The organism is Achromobacter sp. SLBN-14 (assembly GCF_006715415.1).
Taxonomy (GTDB): Bacteria; Pseudomonadota; Gammaproteobacteria; order Burkholderiales; family Burkholderiaceae_B; genus Achromobacter; species Achromobacter mucicolens.
The window spans coordinates 5,044,068-5,066,980 of sequence record NZ_VFNE01000001.1; the positions used below are offsets into that span (position 1 = coordinate 5,044,068).

General features: G+C 67.5%; 18 protein-coding genes. 9 read left to right on the top strand and 9 right to left on the bottom strand.

Features of this window, described 5'->3' with window-relative positions; genetic code table 11:
- Positions 1-24: 24 nt before the first annotated feature.
- A complete protein-coding gene (locus tag FBY20_RS23125) occupies positions 25-873 on the bottom strand; it encodes a class I SAM-dependent methyltransferase (protein WP_056319008.1) in 849 nt (282 codons plus the stop codon).
- A 125-nt stretch (positions 874-998) separates the two neighbouring features.
- Here FBY20_RS23125 and FBY20_RS23130 point away from each other — a divergent pair, with 125 nt between their 5' ends.
- The 5 genes from FBY20_RS23130 to FBY20_RS23150 all read left to right on the top strand — a co-directional run bounded on the left by FBY20_RS23130 (position 999) and on the right by FBY20_RS23150 (position 8,051).
- Positions 999-3,140: a transcriptional regulator gene (locus FBY20_RS23130; protein WP_142054796.1), complete on the top strand. Its 2,142-nt coding sequence runs from the start codon at positions 999-1,001 to the stop codon at positions 3,138-3,140.
- 115 nt (positions 3,141-3,255) lie between these two features.
- Positions 3,256-3,711 (top strand): MarR family winged helix-turn-helix transcriptional regulator, encoded by a 456-nt coding sequence (locus tag FBY20_RS23135; protein ID WP_056319013.1) that lies wholly within the window; start codon positions 3,256-3,258, stop codon positions 3,709-3,711.
- A gap of 79 nt (positions 3,712-3,790) precedes the next feature.
- Complete coding sequence (locus FBY20_RS23140; protein ID WP_142054798.1) at positions 3,791-5,299, top strand: efflux transporter outer membrane subunit; 1,509 nt, start codon at positions 3,791-3,793, stop codon at positions 5,297-5,299.
- A gap of 44 nt (positions 5,300-5,343) precedes the next feature.
- A complete protein-coding gene (locus FBY20_RS23145) occupies positions 5,344-6,513 on the top strand; it encodes an efflux RND transporter periplasmic adaptor subunit (protein WP_142054800.1) in 1,170 nt (389 codons plus the stop codon).
- 11 nt (positions 6,514-6,524) lie between these two features.
- On the top strand, positions 6,525-8,051 hold the full coding sequence (locus tag FBY20_RS23150; protein ID WP_142054802.1) for an MFS transporter: 1,527 nt from the start codon (positions 6,525-6,527) through the stop codon (positions 8,049-8,051).
- A 55-nt stretch (positions 8,052-8,106) separates the two neighbouring features.
- Here FBY20_RS23150 and FBY20_RS23155 read toward each other — a convergent pair whose 3' ends face one another.
- From FBY20_RS23155 to FBY20_RS23185, 7 genes are all read right to left on the bottom strand, one after another.
- Entirely contained in the window at positions 8,107-9,369 is a 1,263-nt protein-coding gene (locus FBY20_RS23155) for a nitrate- and nitrite sensing domain-containing protein (protein ID WP_142054804.1), read from the bottom strand.
- Between the two features lie 44 nt (positions 9,370-9,413).
- Positions 9,414-10,190 carry a uroporphyrinogen-III C-methyltransferase gene (gene cobA, locus FBY20_RS23160; protein ID WP_142054806.1) on the bottom strand — a complete coding sequence of 259 codons (777 nt, stop codon included), beginning with the start codon at positions 10,188-10,190 and terminating at the stop codon, positions 9,414-9,416.
- Positions 10,191-10,202: 12 nt separating this feature from the next.
- A complete protein-coding gene (locus tag FBY20_RS23165) occupies positions 10,203-11,948 on the bottom strand; it encodes a bifunctional protein-serine/threonine kinase/phosphatase (protein ID WP_142054808.1) in 1,746 nt (581 codons plus the stop codon).
- A gap of 12 nt (positions 11,949-11,960) precedes the next feature.
- A complete protein-coding gene (locus tag FBY20_RS23170; protein WP_056319032.1) occupies positions 11,961-12,773 on the bottom strand; it encodes a formate/nitrite transporter family protein in 813 nt (270 codons plus the stop codon).
- Between the two features lie 66 nt (positions 12,774-12,839).
- Positions 12,840-13,190 (bottom strand): nitrite reductase small subunit NirD, encoded by a 351-nt coding sequence (gene nirD, locus FBY20_RS23175; protein ID WP_056319035.1) that lies wholly within the window; start codon positions 13,188-13,190, stop codon positions 12,840-12,842.
- Entirely contained in the window at positions 13,190-15,751 is a 2,562-nt protein-coding gene (nirB, locus tag FBY20_RS23180) for a nitrite reductase large subunit NirB (protein WP_142054810.1), read from the bottom strand. The genes nirD and nirB overlap by 1 nt, the downstream gene beginning before the upstream one ends.
- A gap of 360 nt (positions 15,752-16,111) precedes the next feature.
- Positions 16,112-16,987 (bottom strand): LysR family transcriptional regulator, encoded by an 876-nt coding sequence (locus FBY20_RS23185; protein ID WP_142054812.1) that lies wholly within the window; start codon positions 16,985-16,987, stop codon positions 16,112-16,114.
- 221 nt (positions 16,988-17,208) lie between these two features.
- Between FBY20_RS23185 and FBY20_RS23190 the strand changes: the two genes are divergently transcribed.
- Positions 17,209-18,825 (top strand): GMC family oxidoreductase, encoded by a 1,617-nt coding sequence (locus tag FBY20_RS23190; protein ID WP_142054814.1) that lies wholly within the window; start codon positions 17,209-17,211, stop codon positions 18,823-18,825.
- A 69-nt stretch (positions 18,826-18,894) separates the two neighbouring features.
- Here the strand turns inward: FBY20_RS23190 and cfa are convergent, their stop codons facing one another.
- The gene (cfa, locus tag FBY20_RS23195) at positions 18,895-20,088 is read right to left on the bottom strand and encodes a cyclopropane fatty acyl phospholipid synthase (RefSeq protein WP_174245446.1); all 1,194 of its coding nucleotides are present in this window, start codon (positions 20,086-20,088) and stop codon (positions 18,895-18,897) included.
- Between the two features lie 352 nt (positions 20,089-20,440).
- On the opposite strand from cfa, the gene FBY20_RS23200 reads away from it, so the two are divergent.
- The 3 genes from FBY20_RS23200 (at position 20,441) to greB (ending at position 22,842) form a co-directional block, all read left to right on the top strand.
- Positions 20,441-21,307 carry an alpha/beta fold hydrolase gene (locus FBY20_RS23200; RefSeq protein WP_255452535.1) on the top strand — a complete coding sequence of 289 codons (867 nt, stop codon included), beginning with the start codon at positions 20,441-20,443 and terminating at the stop codon, positions 21,305-21,307.
- 69 nt (positions 21,308-21,376) lie between these two features.
- A complete protein-coding gene (locus tag FBY20_RS23205; protein ID WP_062841093.1) occupies positions 21,377-22,222 on the top strand; it encodes a 3',5'-nucleoside bisphosphate phosphatase in 846 nt (281 codons plus the stop codon).
- Positions 22,223-22,290: 68 nt separating this feature from the next.
- Positions 22,291-22,842, top strand: a complete 552-nt coding sequence (gene greB / locus FBY20_RS23210; RefSeq protein ID WP_056319052.1) for a transcription elongation factor GreB — start codon at positions 22,291-22,293, stop codon at positions 22,840-22,842.
- Positions 22,843-22,913: the final 71 nt, after the last annotated feature.

A 22,913-nucleotide genomic window follows, 5' to 3' on the forward strand; every position in this document is an offset into this window, starting at 1 on the left:
TGCGAGGCGGGGTTTGCCATGCGCTTACCGGCGGGTGATCACGATTTCCATGTATTCGCTGGGCACCACCACCGCCGAATCGCCGGACCGGTTGAAGCGGTCGATCTGCGCGGTGATGTCGGCCGTCAGCGCCGTCTGCGCCGCGGGGTCCAGCGCGCCGAACGCCTTGAGCAACGGGCCGTAGTAGGTCTTGAAGACCTGCATCCAGTGCTCGGGCGAGCGGTAGCGGAACACGAAGTGACGCGCCTCGCACGTGATCGATGCGGCCTGCGGCCCGAACATTTCTTCGATGCGCGCCTTGGTTCCCCACAACGCGGGGGATTTGACGCCGGCGGGCGGGGGCAGGTGCTTGCCGATGGTCTTGAAGATCTGGCCGATGAAGCCGTCGGGCGTCCAGTTTGCGAGGCCGATCTTGCCGCCGTGCTTGCACACGCGCATCAGCTCGGCGGCGGCCTTGTCCTGGTCGGGCGTGAACATGACGCCGAAGGTCGACATCACGACATCGAACGACGCGTCCGGGAATGGCAGCGCCTCGGCGTCGGCCTCCTGGAATTCGACCTTCAGGCGCTCCGCGGCGGCGCGTTCGCGGCCCCGGCTCAGCAGCGCGGGCACATAGTCGGTCGAGGTCACGTCGCACCAGCGGCGGGCGGCGGCCAGTGTCGCATTGCCGTTGCCGGCGGCGACGTCCAGCACTTTCTGGCCGGCGCGGACATCAAGGGCTTCGCAAAGCTGTTCTCCTACGATCTGCAGCGTGGTGCCGACGACGGCGTAGTCCCCGGAGGACCAGGTGCCTTGCTGGCGGGTCTTCAAGGCAGCCAGGTCGGGCTGTGCGGTTTCGCGCACGTCACTGGTGGCAAGGGAGGAAATGGACATGGTGAGTCTCCGTTAGTGCGTGGGGTGCGCGACGGCATCCGTGGCCAGCGCGCCGGGGTGATGCAACCAGCGCCGCGACGATGTTCGCGTGCCGTGCGCCCCGGAAACAACGATAGGAACGGGACGTGGAGGCAGGCGTGGTAGCGGGCGTGGAATCCGGCGTGGATTCGTCAGGCGTGGATTCGTCCGGCGCGGGCATCCACGTGCACATGCTGGGGCCGATGCGCATCAGCCGGGGCGGCGTCCCGCTTGCGCTGCCGCCGTCGCGCAAGCTGCGGGCGCTGATCGCGTACCTGGCGCTGGCCCCGAACGCCGTGATGCGCTCGCACCTGTGCGAACTGCTGTGGGACATTCCGAACGATCCGCGCGGCGAACTGCGCTGGTGCCTGAGCAAGGCGCGGGGCCTGCTGGACGAGCCCGGCCGCCGCCGGGTCGAGACGATGCAGGACGCCGTGCGCCTGGACCTGTCCGACTGCCGTGTGGACGTCATCGACATCGGGGCGGCCATGCAGGCGGGTATACGCAAGGCCAGCCCGGAGCGTCTGCGCGCGCTTGCGGCCATGTTCGCGGGCGACTTCTTGGAAGGGTTGGAGATTGGCCGCAGCCCGTTCTTTCACAGCTGGCTGACCGCGCAGCGGCGGCGGCTGCGGGCCTGCCACACGGCCGTGCTGGCGCATCAGGTCGTTCTCCTGCCCGAGGGGTCGGAGGAACGGTTTGCCTGCCTGGACACGTGGCTCGCGCTCGTGCCGTTCGATCCGCAAGCCCACGAACTGAAGCTGGACGCCTTGGGACTGCGCGGGCAATGGCGTGAAGGCGAGGAGCATCTGGCCGCGGCCGTGCGCGCCTTCGAAGCCGAGGGGCTGGATGGGCGGCCGCTGCGCGAGGCGTGGCGCGATGTGCGCGCCCGGCGGGCAGGCGGCGGCCCTTCATCGGTTCAAGCGTTGAGTCCGGCCCCGGCAGGCGCCGCGGCGCCGATGAAACCTGCCCCATTGCCGGAAGCGTTCGCGGCCGGGATCGCGCCGCAGGACGTGGCCGACACGGAGTTACCAATGCGTCCGGCCGACGCGCTGCCGTACCGGCGCGGACGGGCATCGATCGCCGTCATGCCGTTCGTGGACCGGTCGGCGCAAGCGGGCGTCCGGGGCGGGCTGGCGGACGGGCTGGCGTTTGACGTCATCGCGCGGCTGGCAAAGCTGCGCAGCCTGTTCGTCATCGCGCAGGGCACCGTGTTTGCGCTGGACCAACGCAGCGTGGGACCGGAGGAGGCCGGGCGCACGCTCAACGTGGACTACGTGGTCAGCGGCTCGCTGCGGCGCCATGGGCACCGCCTGGCGGTGGACGTGCAGCTCGTCGAATCCCGCACCGCGCGTATCGTCTGGGCGGACGTGCTTGACCATCCGTTCGACGACGCCTTGCTGGCGCTGGACGAGATCGGCAACCGGATCGTGGCGTCGGTCGACATCGAGATCGAGGCCGCCGAGCGCAACCGCGCCATCCTGACGCCGCCCAATTCGCTGGACGCCTGGCAGGCGCATCATCGCGGCCTGTGGCATATGTACCGGTTCAATCGCACCGACAACGAACAGGCGCGGCACTTCTTCGAGATGGCGGTGCGGCTGGACCCGACGTTCTCGCGCGCCTACGCGGGCTTGTCCTTCACGCATTGGCAGACGGCATTCCAGCGCTGGGGCGAGCAGGAGGCGGCCATCGATCAGGCATTCGAGTCAGCCGGGCAAAGCCTGATCGCCGATGACCGGGATCCGGCGGCGCATTGGGCGATGGGGCGTGCGCTGTGGCTGCGCGGCAGCCAGGACCAGTCGGTGAGCGAGTTGCGGATCGCCGTGGACCTGAGTCCGAATTTCGCGCTGGCGCATTACACGTTGGGTTTTGTCGATTGCCAGATGGGCGATGCCGAAGCGGCCATCGGCGCCTCAGACCATTCGCGTCACCTCAGCCCCTTCGATCCGCTGCTCTTCGGCATGCTGGCCGTGCGTGCGCTGGCGTTGGTGCGGCTGGGCCGGATCGACGAGGCGGCGGGGTGGGCGGTCAAGGCGGCCGCCCGGCCCAACGCGCACGTGCACATCCTGGCAATAGCGGCGTGCTGCCTGGCGCTGGCTGGCAGGACGGACGAGGCGCTGGGATTTCTGCCGGCGATCCGCAAGGCGCAGCCGTCCTACCGCGTAGAAGACTTTCTGGCCTCGTTCCGGCTGGAGCCCGACACGCAGGCTCTTTTCCGCGAGGGCGCGCGGCGGATCGGCATCGGGTAACGCCGGATCCCGCGTTCCGAATTCACCACGCCTCAAAAGATTCCCCTTGCTATTTAACTGCCTAGGCAGCTAATATCCCGTTCATTGATTTCAACCGCGACGCGCCAGACCCATCATGAGCAACGCAACGCCTTCCGTGCTGGACGAACTGTGCACCGGCGAACTGGGTTTCCTGGTGACCTCCGTGCGCAACGGCATTCTGGATGCGCTGGACCGCGAATTGGCGCCGCTGCAGATCACGGTTCAGCAGTACGTCGTGCTCAATTGCATCGTCAAGGGGTGGGGCCGCACGCTCAGCGACTTCTGCCGCGTGCTGTCGTATGACTCGGGCGCGATGACCCGGCTGCTGGATCGGATCGTGGCCAAGGGCTTTATCCGCCGCGTCGAAAACGAAGCCGACCGCCGCAGCTCGCTGATCGAGCTGACCGAGCAGGGCAAGGCGGCGTTTCCGCAGGCTCGCCAGGCCACCGAAATCGCGTTTCGCCAGTTGCTGGATGGTTTTTCGGAAGCCGAAGCGCAGGTGCTGCACAAGCTGCTGTCTCGCATCCTGATCAACACGCGGGCGGAGTAGGTTTTCCGCCGGCGATTTTTTTTATCCATTTATCTGCCTAGGCATATACAGCCTGGGCATATTAAAAGCTCTCTCGACCATGCAAGCGCCCATCTCGTCTATCCATTGCCTCCCGCGCCTGTGGCGCAGTGCGGGCCTCGTCCTGGCTGTGTTTGTTCTGGCCGGATGTGCAAGCACGGGCGGTCTGCATACCCAATCGTCGATCGGCAGCGCGAGCGGGCTGGCAGTCAGCGCATCTTTGCAAGGATCGCCCGTCTCGCCGGCCGCGTGGCCAACGCAGGCGTGGTGGGAGACCTTCGGCGACGCGCAGTTGAACCAGCTTGTGCAGGCTGCGCTGGCCGAACAGCCCAGCCTGCGGGCGGCGGCGGCGCGGGTGCGGCAGGCCGACGCGTTGGCCAGCGTCGCGGGGGCGCCGCTGTCGCCGCAAGGAAACTTGAGCGGCCGCGCGACGCGCCAACGTTTCAGCGAGCACAGCACCACGCCGCAGCCGCTGGCCGGCGCGTGGGATTGGACGGCCGACCTGCAGGCGGGCGTGGGCTACGAGATCGATTTCTGGGGCAAGAACCGGGCGGCGCTGGACGCGGCGCTGCAACGCGCGCAGGCCGCCGAGGTGGACCTGCATGCCGCCGAGTTGATGCTCACGACCTCGCTGGTCCGCGCGTATCTGAAACTGGACGCCGCCTACCAGCTGCGCGATCTGGCCGAAGAGACGCTGCGTCAACGCGAGACCACGCTGGCGTTGACGCAGCGCCGCGTCGACGCGCAGCTGGATTCACGCCTGGACATGACGCAGGCCGAAGCCGCGCTGCCCGCCACGCGCGAGCGCATTGCCGCGTTGAACGAACAGATCGCGCTGACGCGCAATCAGGTCGCCGCCTTGGTGGGCCGGGGCCCCGACGCGGGCATCCAGTTGGGGCGGCCGGCGCTTCGCGGGCGTTTTGCCGAGGCGATCCCGACGACGGTGCCGGCGGAATTGATCGGCCGCCGGCCCGACGTGGTGGCGCAGCGCTGGCGCGCCGAAGCAGCCGGCGCCGAGATCAAGGCCGCTCGCGCGCAGTTCTATCCCAACGTCAGCCTGACCGCGTTTGCCGGCTTGCAGAGCTTGGGGCTATCGGACCTGTTAAACGCCGGCAGCCGCGTGTTGGGCATTGGCCCGGCGGTGTCGTTGCCGGTCTTTGACGGTGGCCGGCTGCGCGGCAACCTGGGCGCGCGCCAGGCGGAATACGACGCGGCGGTCGAAAAGTACAACGGCACGCTGGTCACGGCGCTGCATGACGTGGTGGACCAGCTGGTTTCCCTGCGGTGGCAGGCTGAACGCTCGGCCCAGCAGCGCGAGGCGCTGCGGCTGACGCAGCAGGCCTACGACATGGCGTCGGCGCGCTACCGGAGCGGCGTGGGCAGCTACCTGCAGGTGCTGTCCGCCGAAGGCCAGGTGCTGCAGCAAAAGCAGCTGCTGATCGAACTGGACACGCGCAACCGCACGCTGCATTTGGAACTCATCCGCGCGCTGGGCGGCGGCTATCTGCCCGGCGCATCCGGGACGCCCGCGACGGCCGATTCCGGCGCTGCGACGCAAACCCGGTCATAAGCCGCCATCCCGCCCGATCATCCTTCTCTCAACACTTGCAAGCCATGAACACCGAAGCCGCCCCAAATTCTCCATCCCCCTCATCCCGGCCGCGCAACGCCTTCGCCCGCAAGGTGGCTGCCGGCGGCGCGGCAATCCTGGCGGTCGCGGTGCTGGCCGGCGCGTATGCCGCGCATGCAGACGGCCGCTGGGTGTCGACGGAAGACGCCTACGTCGAAGGCAATGTCGTGCAGGTGACGCCGCAGGTGGGCGGGGTGGTGACCGCGATCCGCGCGGACAACACCGACAGGGTCGAACCGGGGGCGGTGCTGATCGAGTTGAACGGGGTGGACGCGCAACTGGCGCTGGACGCGGCGCGCGCCAATCTGGCGCGCAGCGTGCGGCAGGTGCGCGGCCAGTTCGCGATGGCCGGGCAGGACGGCGCCACCGTGGCGCTGCGCAAGGTGGACCTGGCCCGCGCCGAGGAAGACGTGGCGCGCCGGTCGGCGCTGGCCAAGATCGGCGCCATTCCGGGAGAGGAACTGGTGCACGCGCAGCAGGCCGTGCGCACCGCGCGCGCCGCGCTGGCGGTCGCCAGCGAACAGCTCAAGCGCAACCATGCGCTGATCGACGGCACCACGGTCGAATCGCATCCGGACGTGCAGGCCGCCGCCGTGCAGTTGCGCAACGCCAGCGTGGCCCTTGCGCGCACGAAAGTCGTCGCGCCGGTGGGCGGGGTGGTGACCAAGCGTGGCGTGCAGGTCGGACAGCGCGTGGCCGCTGGCGCGCCGCTGATGTCGGTGGTGCCGCTGGACCAGCTGTGGGTCACGGCGAACCTGAAGGAATCGCAACTGCGCAATGTGCGTATTGGCCAGCCTGTCCGGCTGACGACCGACCTGTATGGCGATGGCGTGGTCTATCACGGCCGCGTGCTCGGCCAGGACGCCGGCACCGGCAGCGCCTTCTCGCTGCTGCCCGCGCAAAATGCCACCGGCAACTGGATCAAGGTGGTGCAGCGCGTGCCAGTGCGGATCGCGCTGGACCCGGCGGAGGTGGCGGCGCAACCGCTCCAACTGGGGTTGTCGATGCGGGTCGAGGTGGACACCGAGGCGCGCGACGGCAAACGGCTGGTCGCGGCCCAAGGACAGCCGCAGGTCTACACGACGGCCGTGTACGCCGACGAACTGGCCCAGGCCGACGCGCAGGTGCGCGCCATCATCGACGCCAACCGCTGAGCCCGCGCATCATGTCCCAACCGAAACCCCCGGTCGCGCTGCTGCTGGTCATCGGCGCCCTGACGTTCATCGATTTCCTGCAGAACGGCATGGCGACGTTTGGCGCGGCGCCCATCATGGGCGAAATCGGCGCCAGTCCCGAGGAATACACGCATATCGCGCTCATCTACGCCTGCGTGGCGGTGATGGTGATCGCCTTGCAGGGGTGGCTTACGCATCGGCTGGGCCTGCGCGCCTACCTGCTCGCGTCATTGGCCGCCACCGGCGTGGGGGCGGCGGTGTGCGCGCTGTCGCAGGATCCGGGGCAATTTCTGATGGGCCGCGTCCTGATGGCGGCGGGCTGCGCGGCGATGCTCACGTCGTCGCGGCTTACGGTCAACCTGATTCCGCCCAGTCCGGCTCGATTCCTGGGCATCAAGGCCCTGGCGACCGGGCTGTGCGTGGGCACGGCGCTGGCGCCCTGGCTGGCCGCGATGGCGGTCGAGCACGACGGCTGGCCGTTGATGTTCTGGCTGATCGCGGCGCTGTCGTTGCTGGCAATGGCGCCGGTGATGCTGGTCATGCCGGGCCGCGAGGCGGGGTCGGTGCTGTCCGGCAACGTGCGCCTCGCGCCGATCGGCGCGCTGGGCGCGGGCAGTTTCCTGGTGCTGCATGCCTTGCAGCGCGCCTACTACGACTTCTTCAGCGAGTTCGCGTGGTTGGCGTTGTCCGCGGCGGCGGGCGTGGCCGCGCTGGGCTACTTCGTGTGGTCCGAAACGCGCAACGGCGCGCCGCTGCTGCGGCTGGGCGGCATGAAGGAAGTGCGTTTCCTTTGCGGGCTGGGCCTGTTCATGGCCTGCTATGTGATGCTTGGCGCCAATGGCTATCTGGTGCCGCTGATGCTGCAACGCGGGCTGGGTCAGGCCTGGTTGACGGCGGGCGAGTTCTTTGCGATGGGACTGGGGGCGGGGGTCATGACCTGGGCCGTGATGTCGCAATTGCTGCCGCGCTGGCCGTCGCCGCGCAAGTTCTTCGTGACCGGCTTTCTGGCGCTGGCGGCGTTCGGCGTGTTGATGTCGCGCCTGACTCCTACTGCCAACCTATGGACCGATGTGCTGCCGGCGCTGGCCTGCTATGGCGTCTTCATCATGATGCTCATGCCCACGACCGCGATGCAGACCTTCACCGGCTTGACGGGCGATCCCGCGGTGTTCGCCCATGCCCAGCAGGTCAAGAACATGCTGGCGCAGGTTGGCCAGGCGCTGGGCATCATGTTGGCCACCGTCGGCCAGCAGTGGTTCACGTCGCGGCACTACACGGTGCTTCAGACGGGCATCGCAACCGGCAACGCGCATTTCGAAGCGGTGATGGCACAGCTATCCGCCCACTTTGCGGCGGTGGCGGGGCCGGGGCAGGCCCAGCAGCTTGCCACGGCGCGGATCGCGCAGTTGCTGAACGAGCAGGCGGTGCTGCTGGCCAGCCTGGACCATTTCCGGGTGGTGGCGGGCGTGGCACTGGCGGCAGCGGCCGTCAGCCTGGTGCAGCGGGTGTTCCGCTAGCGTGTGTTCCGCTGGGCCGTATTCAGCAGGGCCGGCTGCAGCAACCCGCTGCGATTCAGTTGCCGCCGAGCTGGGCGATGATCTGCCGCGCCACGTCCGCCAGCGACAGGCCGCCGTCCATTGCCGCGCGTTGCAGGCGTTCGTGCGCGGCTTGCTCGGTCAGGCCGTAGCGGCTGATCAGAAGCAGCTTGGCGCGGTCGATGCGCTTTCTTTCGTCCAGCGCGCCGCGCACGCTGCTAAGCGCGTCGTCGGCGCGCTGCATGCGCAGGGTCTGCTCGCGCATCATGTCCAGGATCGAGCGTTCCATTTCGTCGCCCACGCCGTCTTCGGGGGGCACGTCCAGAATGCGGCTTTGCACGCTGAACACCATGCTGGGCGCGCGGCCGCTGGCGTGATCCGTGTACCGGCTGAGCAGCAGGCGGCGGTCGTCCAGTTCCTGGCGGGTGTCGGCAATGCGTCGCGCGCACTGTTGCGCCAGTTCCTGCGCCAGTTGCGTCTCGACCGTGCGCATGGCGTCGATGCGCGTAGTGCACAGGTCGAACCACAGTTCGGCCAGACCGGTGTCCACGCGCTGCGCGTCGCTGGTGTGTTGCGCCATGTCGCGCATGCGTTGCACCGGCTGCGCCTGTTGCTGAACCTGATCCCACGCCTGTAGCGGTGCGCCTTGCGCGTACTGCGTGAAGACACCGAAGCTGCGCGCCTGGTTCGCCGCCAAACCCAGCATCCGCGCCTTGCGCGCGTCGTCGAACCAGCCGGCGGTAAAGCCCATGACGCCGCAGGCGCGCTCCTGGCCGCTCAGTTCCTTGCCCTGCATGAAATTCAACAGCGCCACCAGCAAGCGCGTCACACCGGGGTCGAGCGAGGCGTCGGCGGCCTCGAAGACCACCGCCAGCAGGCTGCCGATCACCTGGGTGAAACGGGCGTCGGCGTCTTCGACCGGCACGCGCCGGTCGCGGACCTCGCGGCGCAAGGCGGGCAATTCGTCCAGCCGGAATAGGGCATACGCGATGCAATTGAGCAGGCGCGCCCGGCCGCTGGCGCCTGCCGGGTCGGCTTCCAGGCCGTCCAGAAAGGCGCGCACGTCGGTCTCAACCGCCTGCGCATCGCTGGACAGGCCCGCCAGCGCCGGCTCAAGCCGGTCGGCGGGGCTGCACAGGGTCAGGTTGGAATAGCCGCGCTCTTTTTGCAGCGCGTGCACCAGCGCGCTGATGCGCAGCACCAGATCGCAGGTGGCGGCCAGGGCTTCGAGGCCCTGGAGCTCGCTGCGGCGGGCGGCGAGCAGAAAGCGCAGCGGCGGCGGCATGTGGCGTTCGGCCATCGGAATCTCTATGCGTTATCAATGCGCGGGGCACCGCGCAAACCTCAGGCCATGCGGCGTTGCGGGATCGTCGCGCCGGCCGCGTCGTCCAGCACACCGAACATCCGGCAAGCCGCAACGTCGCCAATGACCAGCACGGCCGGGCTGCGCAACCGGAAGGCCTGGGCGTCGGCCGCCATGGCGGTCAGCGTCGAGGCGCAGACCCGCTGGCCGGGCAGCGAAGCGCGCTCGATCATTGCGACGGGCGTGTCCGGGGCCATGCCGGCAGCCAGCAACTGGCTGCGCATTTCGTGCACCTTGGCCACGCCCATGTAGACGACCAGCGTCGTGCCGCTGCGCGCCAAACCAGACCAATCGGGCGTCGCGCCGTCCTGCGAATGCGCGGTGATGAGTGTAACGCCCTGGGCCATGCCGCGCTGCGTGAGCGGAATGCCGGCGGACGTGGCCGCGGCCAGCCCGGCCGTGATGCCGTTGACGATGTCACAGGCGACGCCGTGGTCGCTGAGCCACTGCGCTTCTTCGCCGCCGCGGCCGAAGATGCAGGGGTCGCCGCCTTTCAGGCGCGCCACGCGCAGGCCTTGGCGGGCGTAGCGCAGCATCAGGCGCTGGATGAACTCCTGCGGCGTCGAGCGGCAGCCCCCGCGCTTGCCCACGTGCACGATGCGGGCGCGCGGGCAGTGCTGCAGGACTTCGGGATTGACCAGGTCATCGACCAGGACCACGTCCGCGCGGCCCAGGGCCTTGACGGCCTTGAGCGTCAGCAGCTCGGGATCGCCAGGGCCGGCGCCGATCAGGGATACGGTGGGGAGGTGGGCGGACATGGTGGCCTCGGTTCAACGGTTGAAGGCAAGTATCACGATCACGATGGCCAGGATCAGGCAGAGGCCCTTCCAGAAGGCGACCGGATTGCGTTCCAGCAGGGGCATGCGCTCGGCGCCGCGCATATCGCCCGGGTGGCGCAGCGCGTGCGTGAATTCGGACAGCTCGGGCGTGCGGTGCTGCGGATCGGGGTGCAGGGCGCGGCTGAGCACCCCGTCGACCCATGCGGGAATCTCGCGCTCGCGGTCCAGCACGGACACATACGTCAGGCGCAATTGCGCGGCGCGGCTGCGCGAGCGCGCGACCTCGGCGCCGTAGGGCAGCCGTCCCGACAGCATCTGGTACAGGATCGCCGCCAGCGAATAGATGTCGGACCGCGCGGTGCCGGCTTCGCCCAAAAAATACTCGGGTGCGGCGTACTGGGCGGTGCCCAGCACGGGCATGGCGTCGTCGCCCTCGGCGCCGAGCTCCTGAATGCCCGCCGTGCGCGCCGAGCCCAGGTCGATGATCTTTGCCGTGCCGTCCGGCGTGATGATGATGTTGTCCGGCCGCAGGTCCTGATGCACGATCTCCAGCCGGTGAAAGGCCTGCAGGCCGCGCGCGACCTGCTCGATGATGGCGATTGCCGGTTCCAGTTCGGGGCGCGGATTGGCGGCCATCCACTGGGTCAGCGTGCGGCCTTCGAGGTATTCGCTGACGGTGTAGAGCGAACGGCGCTGGCGCGTGCGCGGCCAGGCTCGCACGACGTGTCGGCTGTCGATGCGGCGCGCCAGCCATTCCTCGGTCAGCAGGCGCTCCAGGTAGGCCGGGTCATGGCGCAGGTCCAGCGACGGGATCTTGATGACCACCGTGTCGCCGCTGTCCAGGTCTTGGGCCAGGTAGACGTGGCTGCGGCTGCTGGCGCGCAATTCGTCCGTGATGCGAAAGCCTTCGAAGGTCTGGCCGACCTCCAGAAGCGGGGGACAGGGCAGGCTGCCCGAGTACTGGGCGATCTCGCCCGCCTGGCGCGCGGACAGGGCGTCCACGCGCACGATCTGCACGGTCAGGTTGTCGTCGCTGCCGCGCGCAAGCGCCTGGCCGACCAGCCCTCGGGCGGCGTCGTCCAGATTGTCCGCGTGCGCCGCGACGGCGTGGCGCAGGTCGTCGTCCGTCACGTGTTCGTAGACGCCGTCGGTGGCCAGCACGAACACGTCGCCCGGCTCGACGGCTTGCGTGTGATAGTCGATCTCAAGGTGGGGCGCCAGGCCCAGCGCGCGGCCCAGATAGCTTTTGTCGTGCGCGACCCAGACGCGATGGTCTTCGGTCAGCTGCTCCACCGCGCCGTCCCGCAGGCGATAGATGCGCGCGTCGCCAATGTGCAGGATGTGCGCGGTGGCGCCCTTGAGCACCATCACGGTCAGCGTGCAGACATAGCCGCTGTCCTGGTCCTGACCGTGGCGCTGGCGGCTCTGCGCGTGCAGCCACGCATTGGCCGCGCTCAGCACCTTCTGTGCGGACTTTTTCACCGACCAGGTTTCGGAGGTGCAGTAATAGTCTTCCAGGAAGCTGGCCACGGCCGTTTCGCTGGCAATGTGGCTGACGTTGCTGCTGCTGATGCCGTCGGCCAGCGCGATGGCGATGCCCTTGGCGCCCAGCAGCGGTTCGTCCGGCACGCACAGCCCGTGGAAGTCCTGGTTGACGGACTTGACGCCGGGATCGGTGTGCTGGCCCACCGCCACCTTGAGCGAGGCGGCGGGCGCGCCGGGCGTGTAGCTGTCCATGCTTGGCGGCAATCAGCTGAAGCGGCGCTTGGGCGCGGTCTTCATGTGGGTGGTGTAGAGGGTCAGGCCCGTCAGCGAGATGCCGCCGATCAGATTGCCCAGCACCACGGGGATTTCGTTCCAGATCATGTAGTCCATGATCGAGAAATTGCCGCCCATGATCATCGCCGACGGGAACAGGAACATGTTGACGATGGAGTGTTCAAAGCCCATTGCAAAGAACAGCATGACCGGCATCCACATGGCGATGACCTTGCCGCTGACGGTGGTCGAGATCATGGCGCCCACGACGCCCAGCGACACCATCCAGTTGCACAGCACGCCGCGGATGAAGATGGTCAGCATGCCCCCCGCGCCGTATTCCTTGTAGCCCAGCGTGCGGTTTTCGCCGATGTGCGAGATGACCTGGCCGACCTTGTTGGGCGGCACCGAAAAGCCGTACGTGAAGACGATGGCCATCAGCACGGCCACCGTCAGCGCGCCGAGGAAGTTGCCGATGAACACCAGGCCCCAGTGCTTGAGAATGCCGCCCATCGTGACGCCCGGCCGTTTGTCAAAGAGCGCCAGCGGCGTCAGCACGAACACGCCGGTCAAGAGGTCGAAGCCCATCAGGTACAGGATGCAGAATCCCACCGGAAAGAGCGCGGCGCCCAGGATGGGCGAGTCGGTCTGCACCGTGACGGTGACGGCAAAGACTGCGGCAATCGCCAGGATGGCGCCGGCCATGAAGGCGCGGATGAGGACGTCGCGCGTCGCCATGTAGAGCTTGGATTCGCCCGCGTCCACCATCTTGGTGACGAACTCGGAAGGAGCTAGGTAGGACATGATGTTTCCTGTTGCTTTGCTGAAGGTATGAATGAATCCGGGTATGAATGAATCCGGCGGCGCCCGTCAGGCGATTTCCACCGCGTCGCCGTTAAAGCGCGCCTGCCAGGTCTGCAGGCGTTGTTCCGGGAATTGCACGCAGCTGCCGTCCGCCAGCCGGAAATGCTGCTTGTAGAGTGGGGAGGCCACCACCAGGTCGCCAGCCAGCTGGCCGACGATGCCTCGGCCGATCACGTTGGCGCCCGATTTCGGGTCGCGGTTCGACACGGCGTACAGCGTCTGGCCGCCGGCGTCCGGCAGGTAGAAAAGCGCCACTTGCGCGCCGTCCACCAGCGCCACGACGCCGGAATTGGCCACGAGGTCGCGGCGGTCGCAGGCGTGGCGCCAGACAGGGTGTTGAGCAGGTTGGGCGGCCATCAGACGATCTCCTCGGCAATGGGAATGACGCGTTGCGCGGCGGGCGCCGGCGCGGGCCGGGGCTGGCCACGTTCCTGCACGAACTTGATGTCGGGATCGCCCTGGCTGTCGTTGACGAAGGTGCGAAAGCGCTTGAGCTTTTCGGGATCGCCGAGCGCGTTGGCCCATTCGCATTCGTAGCGGTCCACCACCAGCTGCATCTGCGCTTCCAGCTCGGCGGCGAGGCCCAGGCTGTCCTCGATGACGACCTGCTTCAGGTAGTCCAGCCCGCCTTCCAGCGATTCGCGCCACACGGACGTGCGCTGCAGCTTGTCGGCCGTGCGGATGTAGAACATGAGCAGGCGGTCGATGTAGCGGATAAGGGTGGCGTCGTCCAGGTCGGTCGCAAACAGTTCCGCATGGCGCGGACGCATGCCGCCGTTGCCGCACACATACAGGTTCCAGCCGTTCTCGGTGGCGATCACGCCGATGTCCTTGCTCTGCGCCTCGGCGCATTCGCGGGTGCATCCGGACACGGCGAACTTCAGCTTGTGCGGGGCGCGCAGGCCTTTGTAGCGGTGCTCGATGTCCAGCGCCATCTTCACGCTGTCCTGCACGCCGAAACGGCACCAGGTGCTGCCCACGCAGGACTTCACCGTGCGCGTGGACTTGCCGTAGGCGTGTCCCGTCTCGAAGCCGGCGGCGATCAGTTCCGACCAGATGCCAGGCAGCTCGTGCAGTTGCGCGCCGAACAGGTCGATGCGCTGGCCGCCCGTCACCTTGACGTACAGGTTGTATTTCTTGGCGACGGCGCCGACGGCGATCAAGCCGTCGGGCGTGACCTCGCCGGCGGGCATGCGCGGCACCACGGAGTAGGTGCCGTTCTTCTGCATGTTCGCCATGAAGGTGTCGTTGGTGTCCTGCAGCGGCACCAGGTGCGGGTCCTGGATGGGGCGGTTCCAGCAGGACGCCAGGATCGAGCCCACCGCGGGCTTGCAGATCTCGCAACCCACGTGGCCGCGGCCGTGGCTGGCCAGCAGTTCGTCGAAGGTCTCGATGCCGTTCACTCGCACGATCGCGTACAGCTCCTGGCGGGTGTAGGCAAAGTGCTCGCACAGGCTCTTGTCGACCACAACGCCGCGGCTGGCCAGTTCGTGCTCGACCACCTGCTTGAGCAGGCCCGCGCAGCCGCCGCAGCCCGAGGCCGCCTTGGTGCAGGCCTTGACGCCGGCCAGGTCCGTACAGCCGCCGTCGATGGCGTCGCAGATCGCGCCCTTGTTGACGTTGTGGCACGAGCAGATCGTGGCGGTGGCGGGCAGGGCGTCCACACCCAGCAGCGGCGCGGCCTGGCCTTGCGGCAGAATCAGGCTGGACGGATCCGCGGGCGGCGCGATGCCGTTCTGCGCGTATTGCAGCAGGGTGTCGTAGTAGCTGTTGTCGCCCACCAGGACGGCGCCCAGCACGCGCTTGCCGTCGGCGGACACGACCAGGCGCCGGTAGCTAGCGCCCGCTTCGTCGATGTACCGGTAGCTGCGCGAACCCGGCGTGGCGCCGTGGGCATCGCCGATCGAGCCCACGTCCACGCCCAGGAGCTTGAGCTTGGTGGACATGTCGGCGCCCGAAAAGGCCGCTTCGGGCGCGCCGCACAGTTCGGCGGCAACGATGCGCGCCATCTGGTAGCCGGGCGCCACCAGGCCGAAGACCGTGCCGTTCCAGGACGCGCATTCGCCGATCGCGTAGATGTGTTCGTCGCTGCTGCGGCAGTGGTCGTCGATGGCGACGCCGCCGCGCTCGGCCAGCGCCAGTCCGGCCTTGCGCGCCAGGAACACCTGCGGACGGATGCCGGCCGAAAACACGATCAGGTCGGTTTCCAACGGCGCGCCTTCGGCAAAGCGCATGCGGTAGCGGTACTGCGTGCCGGGCTTGATGTCCTGCGTGGCGCGTGACAGGTGCACGCCCACGCCCAGCGCCTCGATGCGCGCCTTGAGCGCGGCGCCGCCGGCCTCGTCCAGCTGCACCGGCATCAGGCGCGGCGCGAACTCGACGACGTGGGCTTCCAGATTCAGCGACTTGAGCGCATTGGCCGCTTCCAGGCCCAGCAGACCGCCGCCCACCACGACGCCGCGCCGCGCGCCGCTGGCCGCCTCGCGGATCAGGTCCAGGTCGTCGATGCTGCGGTACACCAGCCGCGAATGGCCTTCGGCGCCCGCGATGGGCGGCACGAAGGGATAGGAGCCGGTTGCCAGCACCAGTTTGTCGTAGGCGAAGCGGCCATTGGCGGTGACGACTTCCCGGGCGCGGCGGTCGATGTCCACCACGGGCTCGCCCAGGCGCAGGGTCACGCCTTCCTGCGCATAAAGCGCGGCGTCGCCCAGCGCCATGGACTCGGCGTCGCGGCCGTTCAGGTATTCGGACAGATGGACGCGGTCGTAGGCGCGGCGGGTTTCCTCGCCGAAGATGGTGATGCGATAACGCTCAAGGGCGCCGCGGGCGATCAATTGCTCGACGCAATGATGGCCCACCATGCCGTTGCCGATGACAACCAGCGTCTGCAAGGAATCGGATGTGGCCGCTGCATTCATGGGATTTCCCCAGGCTCGGATATTCGGATTTCAAAAGACAAACGGCGCCCTGGACCTTTCGGTCGGGGCGCCATTGCCGGTAATGCTCACGTTGTCTTGCCGGGTTTGCACCCGCACAAGAGCTATCAAGCAAAGTCCATGCCAGGTATGTTGAATGCCGTGCAGACGGCGGGAATTTCCTTGCGGCTCATAGGGAAAGCGGGCGCGCCGGCGGCCTCGCGGAGGAAGGCGCGGCTGTTGCGGTCGTGGGCGGGCATGCCTCGGATCGGTGCATATCCGTGTGCGGTCTGCACTTGTTTGGCGCAGCGCAACATGACGTATTGCCGCTTGATCGGGATTAAGGCCGCGGCGCGGCCGGTGTCAGGCGAACGCCGCTTGCACCGCGGCAAAGGCAGCCGCGACCAGGGGATCGTCGCGCCGCGCCGTCTGTGTGATGAACGACAGCTCGGCCTGGATAGACAAGCCTTTGACCAGTTGCAGGCCGCTGGACTGCGATTCGCGCAGGGCGAGCGAATCGCGGGCGAGCGACAGCCCAACGCCCGAGCGAACCAGATCCAGCATCGAGGCCTCCTGATCCACCTCGGCCACCGCGTGGGGCGTGATGCCCAACGCGTCGAACTTGTCGGACAGCAGCCGGTGATGGACGGAATCCGGCGGGGTCCAGATCCAGGGCAGCGCTGCAATCTCGGCCCAGCCCCGGCCGGCGACCTGCGCGCTCCAGCCTTTGGGTGCGACGACGTAATAGGAAAACGAAGCGAGCGGTTGGGCATGCAGGCCGGACGGGTGCGGGGGGCCCAGGTAGAAGCCCACATCCAGATCGCCTGCACGCACCTGCCGGCCGACCGATCCCGACATGCCGTGCCGCAGGGTGGGGCGGATCTTCGGGTAATGCTCGACCAGGTATTGCAGCGTGGCGCCCAGGCGCAGGAACTCCGGATCCAGGATCGTGCCGATCCGCAGTTCGCCCTGGACGGTGTCGCGCAACGCGCCGATGGCGCGCTGGAAGTCGTCCAGCGCATCCAGCACGCGCTGCGCCGGCGCCAGCAGCGCCCGGCCGTCTGCATTCGGCGCTAGCCCTTGCGCGGTGCGGGTGAAAAGCGTCAGGTCCAGCGATTCCTGGAAGTTCTTGAGCTGCAGGCTCAGCGCGGGCTGCGTCAGGTGCAGATGCTCGGCCGCCCGGGTCAGATTGCCCTCCCGCGCGACGGCGGCGAAAGTGCGGATGTGCTTCAGATCCATGAATGCTTCCAGAAGAAGTGGGGGCGTCTGACCCCTGATGCGCCGTGAAACTGCCGAGCATTATTAGAGACACTAATAAAGCCCTTTTCAACATTTCATTGGACAGCCGCCTCGCCGTGCGCCAGAGTCTCGGCAGATTCCCGGCGCGCGCACCGCGTCGCAGCCGGGGCGGCTCACCGTGCCGGCGTCCGAATCGGGCCCGGACTTGATAAGAAGAGCTTATGGAGACTTACGACTACATCATCGTGGGTGCGGGTTCGGCGGGCTGCGTGCTGGCCAACCGCCTGAGCCGCGACCCTGCCGTGCAGGTCCTGCTGCTGGAGGCCGGCGGGCGCGACAACTATCACTGGATTCACATCCCGGTCGGATACCTGCACTGCATCGGCAACCCGCGCACCGACTGGATGTACCGCACGGCCGAGGAACCCGGTTTGGGCGGGCGTTCGCTCATCTATCCCCGCGGCCGCGTGCTGGGCGGCTGCTCGTCGATCAACGGCATGATCTACATGCGCGGCCAGAGACAGGACTATGAGGACTGGGCCACACTGTCCGGCGACGCAGCCTGGAGTTGGGATCAGGTGCTGCCGGTCTTCAAGCGGAGCGAGGACTACCACCGGGGCGCCGACGAATTTCATGGCGCGGGCGGCGAGTGGCGCGTCGAGCAGCAGCGGCTGCGCTGGGACATTCTGGAAGCCTTTGCCACCGCAGCCGAACAGGAAGGCATTCCGCGGGTGCAGGACTTCAACCGCGGCGACAACTTCGGCAGCGGCTATTTCGAGGTCAATCAGCGTAGCGGCTGGCGCTGGAACACGTCCAAGGCATTCCTGCGCCCCGTGCAGAAACGCCCGAATCTGCACGTGATGACGGGTGCGCTGGCCGAGCAGCTTGAATTCGACGCGAAGCGTTGCGTGGGCGTGCGCGTCAACCGCGCCGGGCGCGCGATGTCGCTGCGGGCGCGGCGGGAGGTCGTGCTGGCCGCGGGCGCCGTGAACTCGCCGCATCTGCTGGAAGTCTCGGGCATCGGCGAGCCCGCGCGCCTGCGCGAAAGCGGCATCACGCTGCGTCATGCCTTGCCGGGCGTGGGCGAGAACCTGCAGGACCATCTGCAACTGCGGGTCATCATCAAGGTGAACGGCGTCAAGACATTGAACCGGATCGCCTCCACGTGGCTGGGCCGCGCGGGCATCGGGCTGGAATACCTGATGAGCCGCAGCGGGCCGATGAGCATGGCGCCCTCGCAGTTGGGGGCGTTTGCAAAATCCGATCCCGGCCAGGACCGCGCCAACGTCGAGTTTCACGTGCAGCCGCTGTCGCTGGGCGCCTTCGGCGAACCCCTGCATGGCTTCGACGCCTTCACCGCCAGCGTCTGCAATCTTCGCCCCACGTCGCGCGGCAGCGTGCATGCGCAAGGCCCGGGGGGGCAGAAGGGCAGCGAGGCCCCTGTCATCCGCCCCAACTACCTCAGCACCGAAGAAGACCTGCAAGTCGCCGCCGATTCGATCCGCCTCGTGCGCCGCATCGCCGCCGCTCCCGCCCTGCAGCGTTACCAGCCGGAGGAATGGTTGCCGGGTCCGGCCTTCCAGACCGAGGACGAACTGCGCCAGGCCGCTGGCAAAATTGGCACCACGATCTTCCATCCGGTGGGCACCTGCGCGATGGGCCGCAACGCCGACCAAGGCGCGGTGGTCGACGCGCGGCTGCGCGTGCATGGTCTGCAAGGGCTGCGCATCGCGGATGCATCCATCATGCCGCGCATCACGTCGGGCAACACCAATTCGCCGACGATCATGATCGCGGAACGCGCGGCGGACATGATTCGGGAAGAAGCGGGCGCATAGCAGCGCGCCATTGACAACAAGCCGCCCGGTACGGGGCGGCTTGCCGATGCAAGTGGGGCCGCGCCGGCTTCAGCGCAGCGACCGGTAGGTGTCCTGCCGCTGCGGATGCGTCAGGATCACCTGCCAAAGCTGGCCCTCGCGCGACCGGAAAAAGCCCGCGCAACACATCAGGTAGTACTTCCACATCCGGTAGAACCGGGTGCCGTAGCGCGACTCCAGCGTCGGCCAGGCGCGCTCGAAGCGTTCCCACCAGGCCATCAGCGTGCGGTCATAGTCGGCGCCAAAGTTGTGCCAGTCCTCGATGATGAAGCGGCCCTCGACGGCGGTGGCGATCTCGCGCGCCGACGGCAGCTTGCCGTTGGGGAACACGTAACGGTCGATCCACGGATCGGTGCTCTGGCTGGTCGCGGCGATGCCGATCGTGTGCAGCAGGAAAATGCCTTCCGGGGCCATCAGCCGCTGCACGTTGGTGAAGTAGGTGTCGTAGTTCTTGGGGCCGACGTGCTCGAACATGCCGACCGAGACGACCTTGTCGAAGCGGCCCTGCAAGTCGCGGTAGTCCTGCAGCAGCAGCTCGACCGGCAGGCCCTTTACCCGTTCCTGCGCCAGCGCAAGTTGCTCCTTGGACACCGTCACGCCCGTGACCTTGACGCCATAGCGCTCGGCCGCGAACTTGGCCAGCCCGCCCCAGCCGCAGCCGATGTCCAGCAAGGTCTCGCCTTCCTTCAGTTGCAGCTTGCGGCAGATCATGTCCAGCTTGGCGACCTGCGCCTCCTCCAGCGTCTGCGCGTGTTCCCAATAGGCGCAGGAGTAGATCATCCGGCTGTCGAGCATGGCCTCGAACACGTCGTTGCCCGCATCGTAGTGCTGCTCGCCGACCTCGAATGCGCGGTGCTTGGATTGCAGGTTGAACAGCTTGTGGCGCAGGTGCTCGGCGATCAGCTTGATGCGGGCCACGCCCAGCGCCGCGGATCCCATGTCGGCGCGCAGCAGGCGGGTGAAGAGTTCGTCCAGTTGCTCGCAGTCCCATTCGCCGTCCATGTACGACTCGCCCAGCCCCAACGACCAGCTGGCGAACACCCGCTCGTACATGTGCTTGTCGTGCACCTGCATGTCCCAGGGGCGCGACCCATTGATCTGCACGTCGGCGCGGGCCATCAGGTCCTGCAGGATCTTGGGGGGGGCGGGGGGAGGGGAGACGACGACGCCGGTTTGAACGGCGGGCTGTTCGGTCAGCGGGGGGACGGGACTGCTTTGCTGCATACGGACTCCATATCAATTTTGGGAAGACTGATCTGGCAATGCCTGAAGCTTTTTACTGTGCGCCTTGAAAGGTGTGCAACTCCAATTTAATGAATGCATCGCGCCGATAGCCATAGGCAATGTCGGACGGGCGCCAGGCGGCAGCGGTGGCTCGGAGATGCAGGGATCGTAGCCACGAAGTCCGCGATAGTCCAGAGCCGGCCGCACCGGCCTTTCATAACCGATAAGATAGCGGCCAAAGCGGCGCCGCCGTGCCGGCCGCGCGCAACCCGTGGAGCGTACCGAAGTGCAAGCCAGCCTGGAACCCCGTTTGGAATTCGTCACCTGCGCCAGCCCGGCGGGTCTGCACCGCATGGCCTATTGGGAGTGGGGCGACCCCGCCAATGACCGCGTGCTGCTCTGCGTGCACGGCCTGACCCGCAGCGGGCGTGACTTCGATGTGCTGGCGCGCCGGCTGGCCGGCCACTACCGGGTGGTCTGCCCAGACGTCGTGGGGCGCGGCCGCTCGGATTGGCTGGTCAATCCGGCGTTCTACACGGTGCCGCAGTATGTGTCCGACATGGTGACGCTGATCGCGCGCCTGCGCCCGGCCAGCCTGTCGTGGGTCGGCACGTCCATGGGCGGGTTGATCGGCATGGCGCTGTCGGGCGCCGCCGCTTTCGCCAAGGCCATGGCCGCGATGCGCCCGCATGCCGGGATGTTGCCGCCTGCCCAGGGACTGCGTCTGGACAGAATGGTGCTCAATGACGTGGGGCCGCGTCTGGAGAACGGCGCCCTGTCGCGCATCGGCCAGTACGTGGGCGCGCCCGGCGAATTCGCCACGTTCGAAGAGGCCGTGGCGACGATGCGCGCCAATTCGGAAACCTTCGGTCCGCACACCGATGCGCAGTGGGCGGAGCTGGCCAAATACCTGTATCCGGAACAGGGCGGCAAGTGGGTCAAGCATTACGACCTGGCGATTGCCCAGGCTTTGGGGGCCCAGACGCCCGAGGAACTGGCAGCGGCCGAACAGATCCTGTGGCGATCGTATGACGCGATCGATTGCCCGGTCCTGATCGTGCGCGGCGAACTGTCCGACCTGCTGACCCGCGCCACTGTTGAAGAAATGTGCAAGCGCAATCCGCGTGCCCGGGCGCTCGAAGTGCCCGGTGTGGGCCATGCCCCCACGCTTATCGTGGACGACCAGGTCAATCCGGTGGCGGACTTCCTCTTGGCCTGAACGGGCGGGCGGCATTGTGGGGACAGGCCGGCGCTAGGCGCGCCGCCGGGCCTTCTCTACAATAGCCCCATGAAATCGCCCACGCTGAACATCGACCTGCATTGCCATTCCACCGTCTCGGACGGCGCACTCGCGCCCCGCGACGTGGCGCAGCGCGCGTTCGCCAATGGCGTCGACGTCTGGGCGCTGACCGACCACGACGAAGTGGGCGGCATCGCCGAAGCCTCGGCGGCGGCCCAGGAACTGGGCATGCGGTTTGCCACCGGCGTCGAGATCTCGGTCACCTGGGCCGGCCTTACGGTGCACATCGTCGGCCTGCGGTTCGATCCCAACAACGCGGATTTAATCGAAGGCCTGCGCAAGACCCGCTCGGGACGCGCCGCCCGTGCCAAGCGCATCGGCGACCGTCTGGCGGACATGGGCATGCCCGGCGCGTATGAAGGCGCGCTGCCGTTTGCCGGCAATCCCGAACTGATCAGCCGCACGCACTTTGCGCGTTATCTGGTGCAGGCCGGGTATTGTCCGGATGTGCAGACCGTGTTCAACAAGCACCTGGGCGACGACTGCCCCGGTCACGTGCCCATGCAGTGGGCCACGCTGGCCGACGCGGTGGGCTGGATCCGCGGCGCGGGCGGTCAGGCCGTCATTGCGCATCCGGGCCGCTACAAGTACACCCCGCTGCAGTTCGCCGCGCTGTTCGACGAATTCCTGCAACTGGGCGGCGTGGGCATCGAGGTCAACACGGGCAGCCATACCGTGGAAGAAGCGCGCCAGTACGCCGAGGTGGCGCGCCGCTACGGCTTCCTGGCCTCGCGCGGCTCGGACTTTCACAGTCCCAAGGAAAGCCGGATGGACCTGGGCCAACTGCCGCCGCTGCCTCCCGACCTGAAGCCGGTCTGGCACGACTGGTTCTGACGCGGGCGGCCCGCGCCGCCCATTTTCACAAGCTTCGACAGTGATCGCGCCATCGCGATGCAACCGCCATGAACAAAGCCTTTGTTAAAGAGTCCGACCACGAGGACGACGACGACCTGCCGCAGGCCCAGGCGCTGCCGGCCGGCACCAAGAACTACATGACGCCCGAGGGCTACGAACGCCTGCGCGGCGAGCTGACGCAGCTGATGAACGTGGAACGACCGGCCGTCGTGCAGGTCGTGTCGTGGGCCGCGTCCAACGGCGATCGTTCGGAAAACGGCGACTACCTCTACGGCAAGAAGCGTCTGCGCGAGATCGACCGGCGCATGCGCTTTCTGACCAAGCGGCTGGACATTGCCGAGGTCGTGGACCCCAAGGCCCAACCCAATCGCGATCAGGCCTTCTTCGGCGCAACGGTCGTCTATGTCGACAAGGCGGGCGAAGAACACACCGTCACGATCGTGGGCGTGGATGAAGCCGAACCCCTGGCTGGCAAGATCAGCTGGATCTCGCCGGTGGCCCGCGCTTTGATCAAGGCGCGGGAAGGCGACACGGTCGTGCTGCGCACACCGGCCGGCATCGATGAGCTGGATATCCTGGAAGTCAGCTACCCGGAATAGGGCGGGTGTCTGCCACCAAAAAAATAACGGGCGCCGGTTTGTGGCCGGCGCCCGTCTGGTGGGCGGGATTC

Coding starts and splice junctions, on each gene's coding strand:
- FBY20_RS23125 (WP_056319008.1), bottom strand. CDS start 873: ATGTCCATTTCCTCCCTTGCCACCAGTGACGTGCGCGAAACCGCACAG.
- FBY20_RS23135 (WP_056319013.1), top strand. CDS start 3,256: ATGAGCAACGCAACGCCTTCCGTGCTGGACGAACTGTGCACCGGCGAA.
- FBY20_RS23140 (WP_142054798.1), top strand. CDS start 3,791: ATGCAAGCGCCCATCTCGTCTATCCATTGCCTCCCGCGCCTGTGGCGC.
- FBY20_RS23145 (WP_142054800.1), top strand. CDS start 5,344: ATGAACACCGAAGCCGCCCCAAATTCTCCATCCCCCTCATCCCGGCCG.
- FBY20_RS23150 (WP_142054802.1), top strand. CDS start 6,525: ATGTCCCAACCGAAACCCCCGGTCGCGCTGCTGCTGGTCATCGGCGCC.
- FBY20_RS23155 (WP_142054804.1), bottom strand. CDS start 9,369: ATGGCCGAACGCCACATGCCGCCGCCGCTGCGCTTTCTGCTCGCCGCC.
- cobA (WP_142054806.1), bottom strand. CDS start 10,190: ATGTCCGCCCACCTCCCCACCGTATCCCTGATCGGCGCCGGCCCTGGC.
- FBY20_RS23165 (WP_142054808.1), bottom strand. CDS start 11,948: ATGGACAGCTACACGCCCGGCGCGCCCGCCGCCTCGCTCAAGGTGGCG.
- FBY20_RS23170 (WP_056319032.1), bottom strand. CDS start 12,773: ATGTCCTACCTAGCTCCTTCCGAGTTCGTCACCAAGATGGTGGACGCG.
- nirD (WP_056319035.1), bottom strand. CDS start 13,190: ATGGCCGCCCAACCTGCTCAACACCCTGTCTGGCGCCACGCCTGCGAC.
- nirB (WP_142054810.1), bottom strand. CDS start 15,751: ATGAATGCAGCGGCCACATCCGATTCCTTGCAGACGCTGGTTGTCATC.
- FBY20_RS23185 (WP_142054812.1), bottom strand. CDS start 16,987: ATGGATCTGAAGCACATCCGCACTTTCGCCGCCGTCGCGCGGGAGGGC.
- FBY20_RS23190 (WP_142054814.1), top strand. CDS start 17,209: ATGGAGACTTACGACTACATCATCGTGGGTGCGGGTTCGGCGGGCTGC.
- cfa (WP_174245446.1), bottom strand. CDS start 20,088: ATGCAGCAAAGCAGTCCCGTCCCCCCGCTGACCGAACAGCCCGCCGTT.
- FBY20_RS23200 (WP_255452535.1), top strand. CDS start 20,441: ATGGCCTATTGGGAGTGGGGCGACCCCGCCAATGACCGCGTGCTGCTC.
- FBY20_RS23205 (WP_062841093.1), top strand. CDS start 21,377: ATGAAATCGCCCACGCTGAACATCGACCTGCATTGCCATTCCACCGTC.
- greB (WP_056319052.1), top strand. CDS start 22,291: ATGAACAAAGCCTTTGTTAAAGAGTCCGACCACGAGGACGACGACGAC.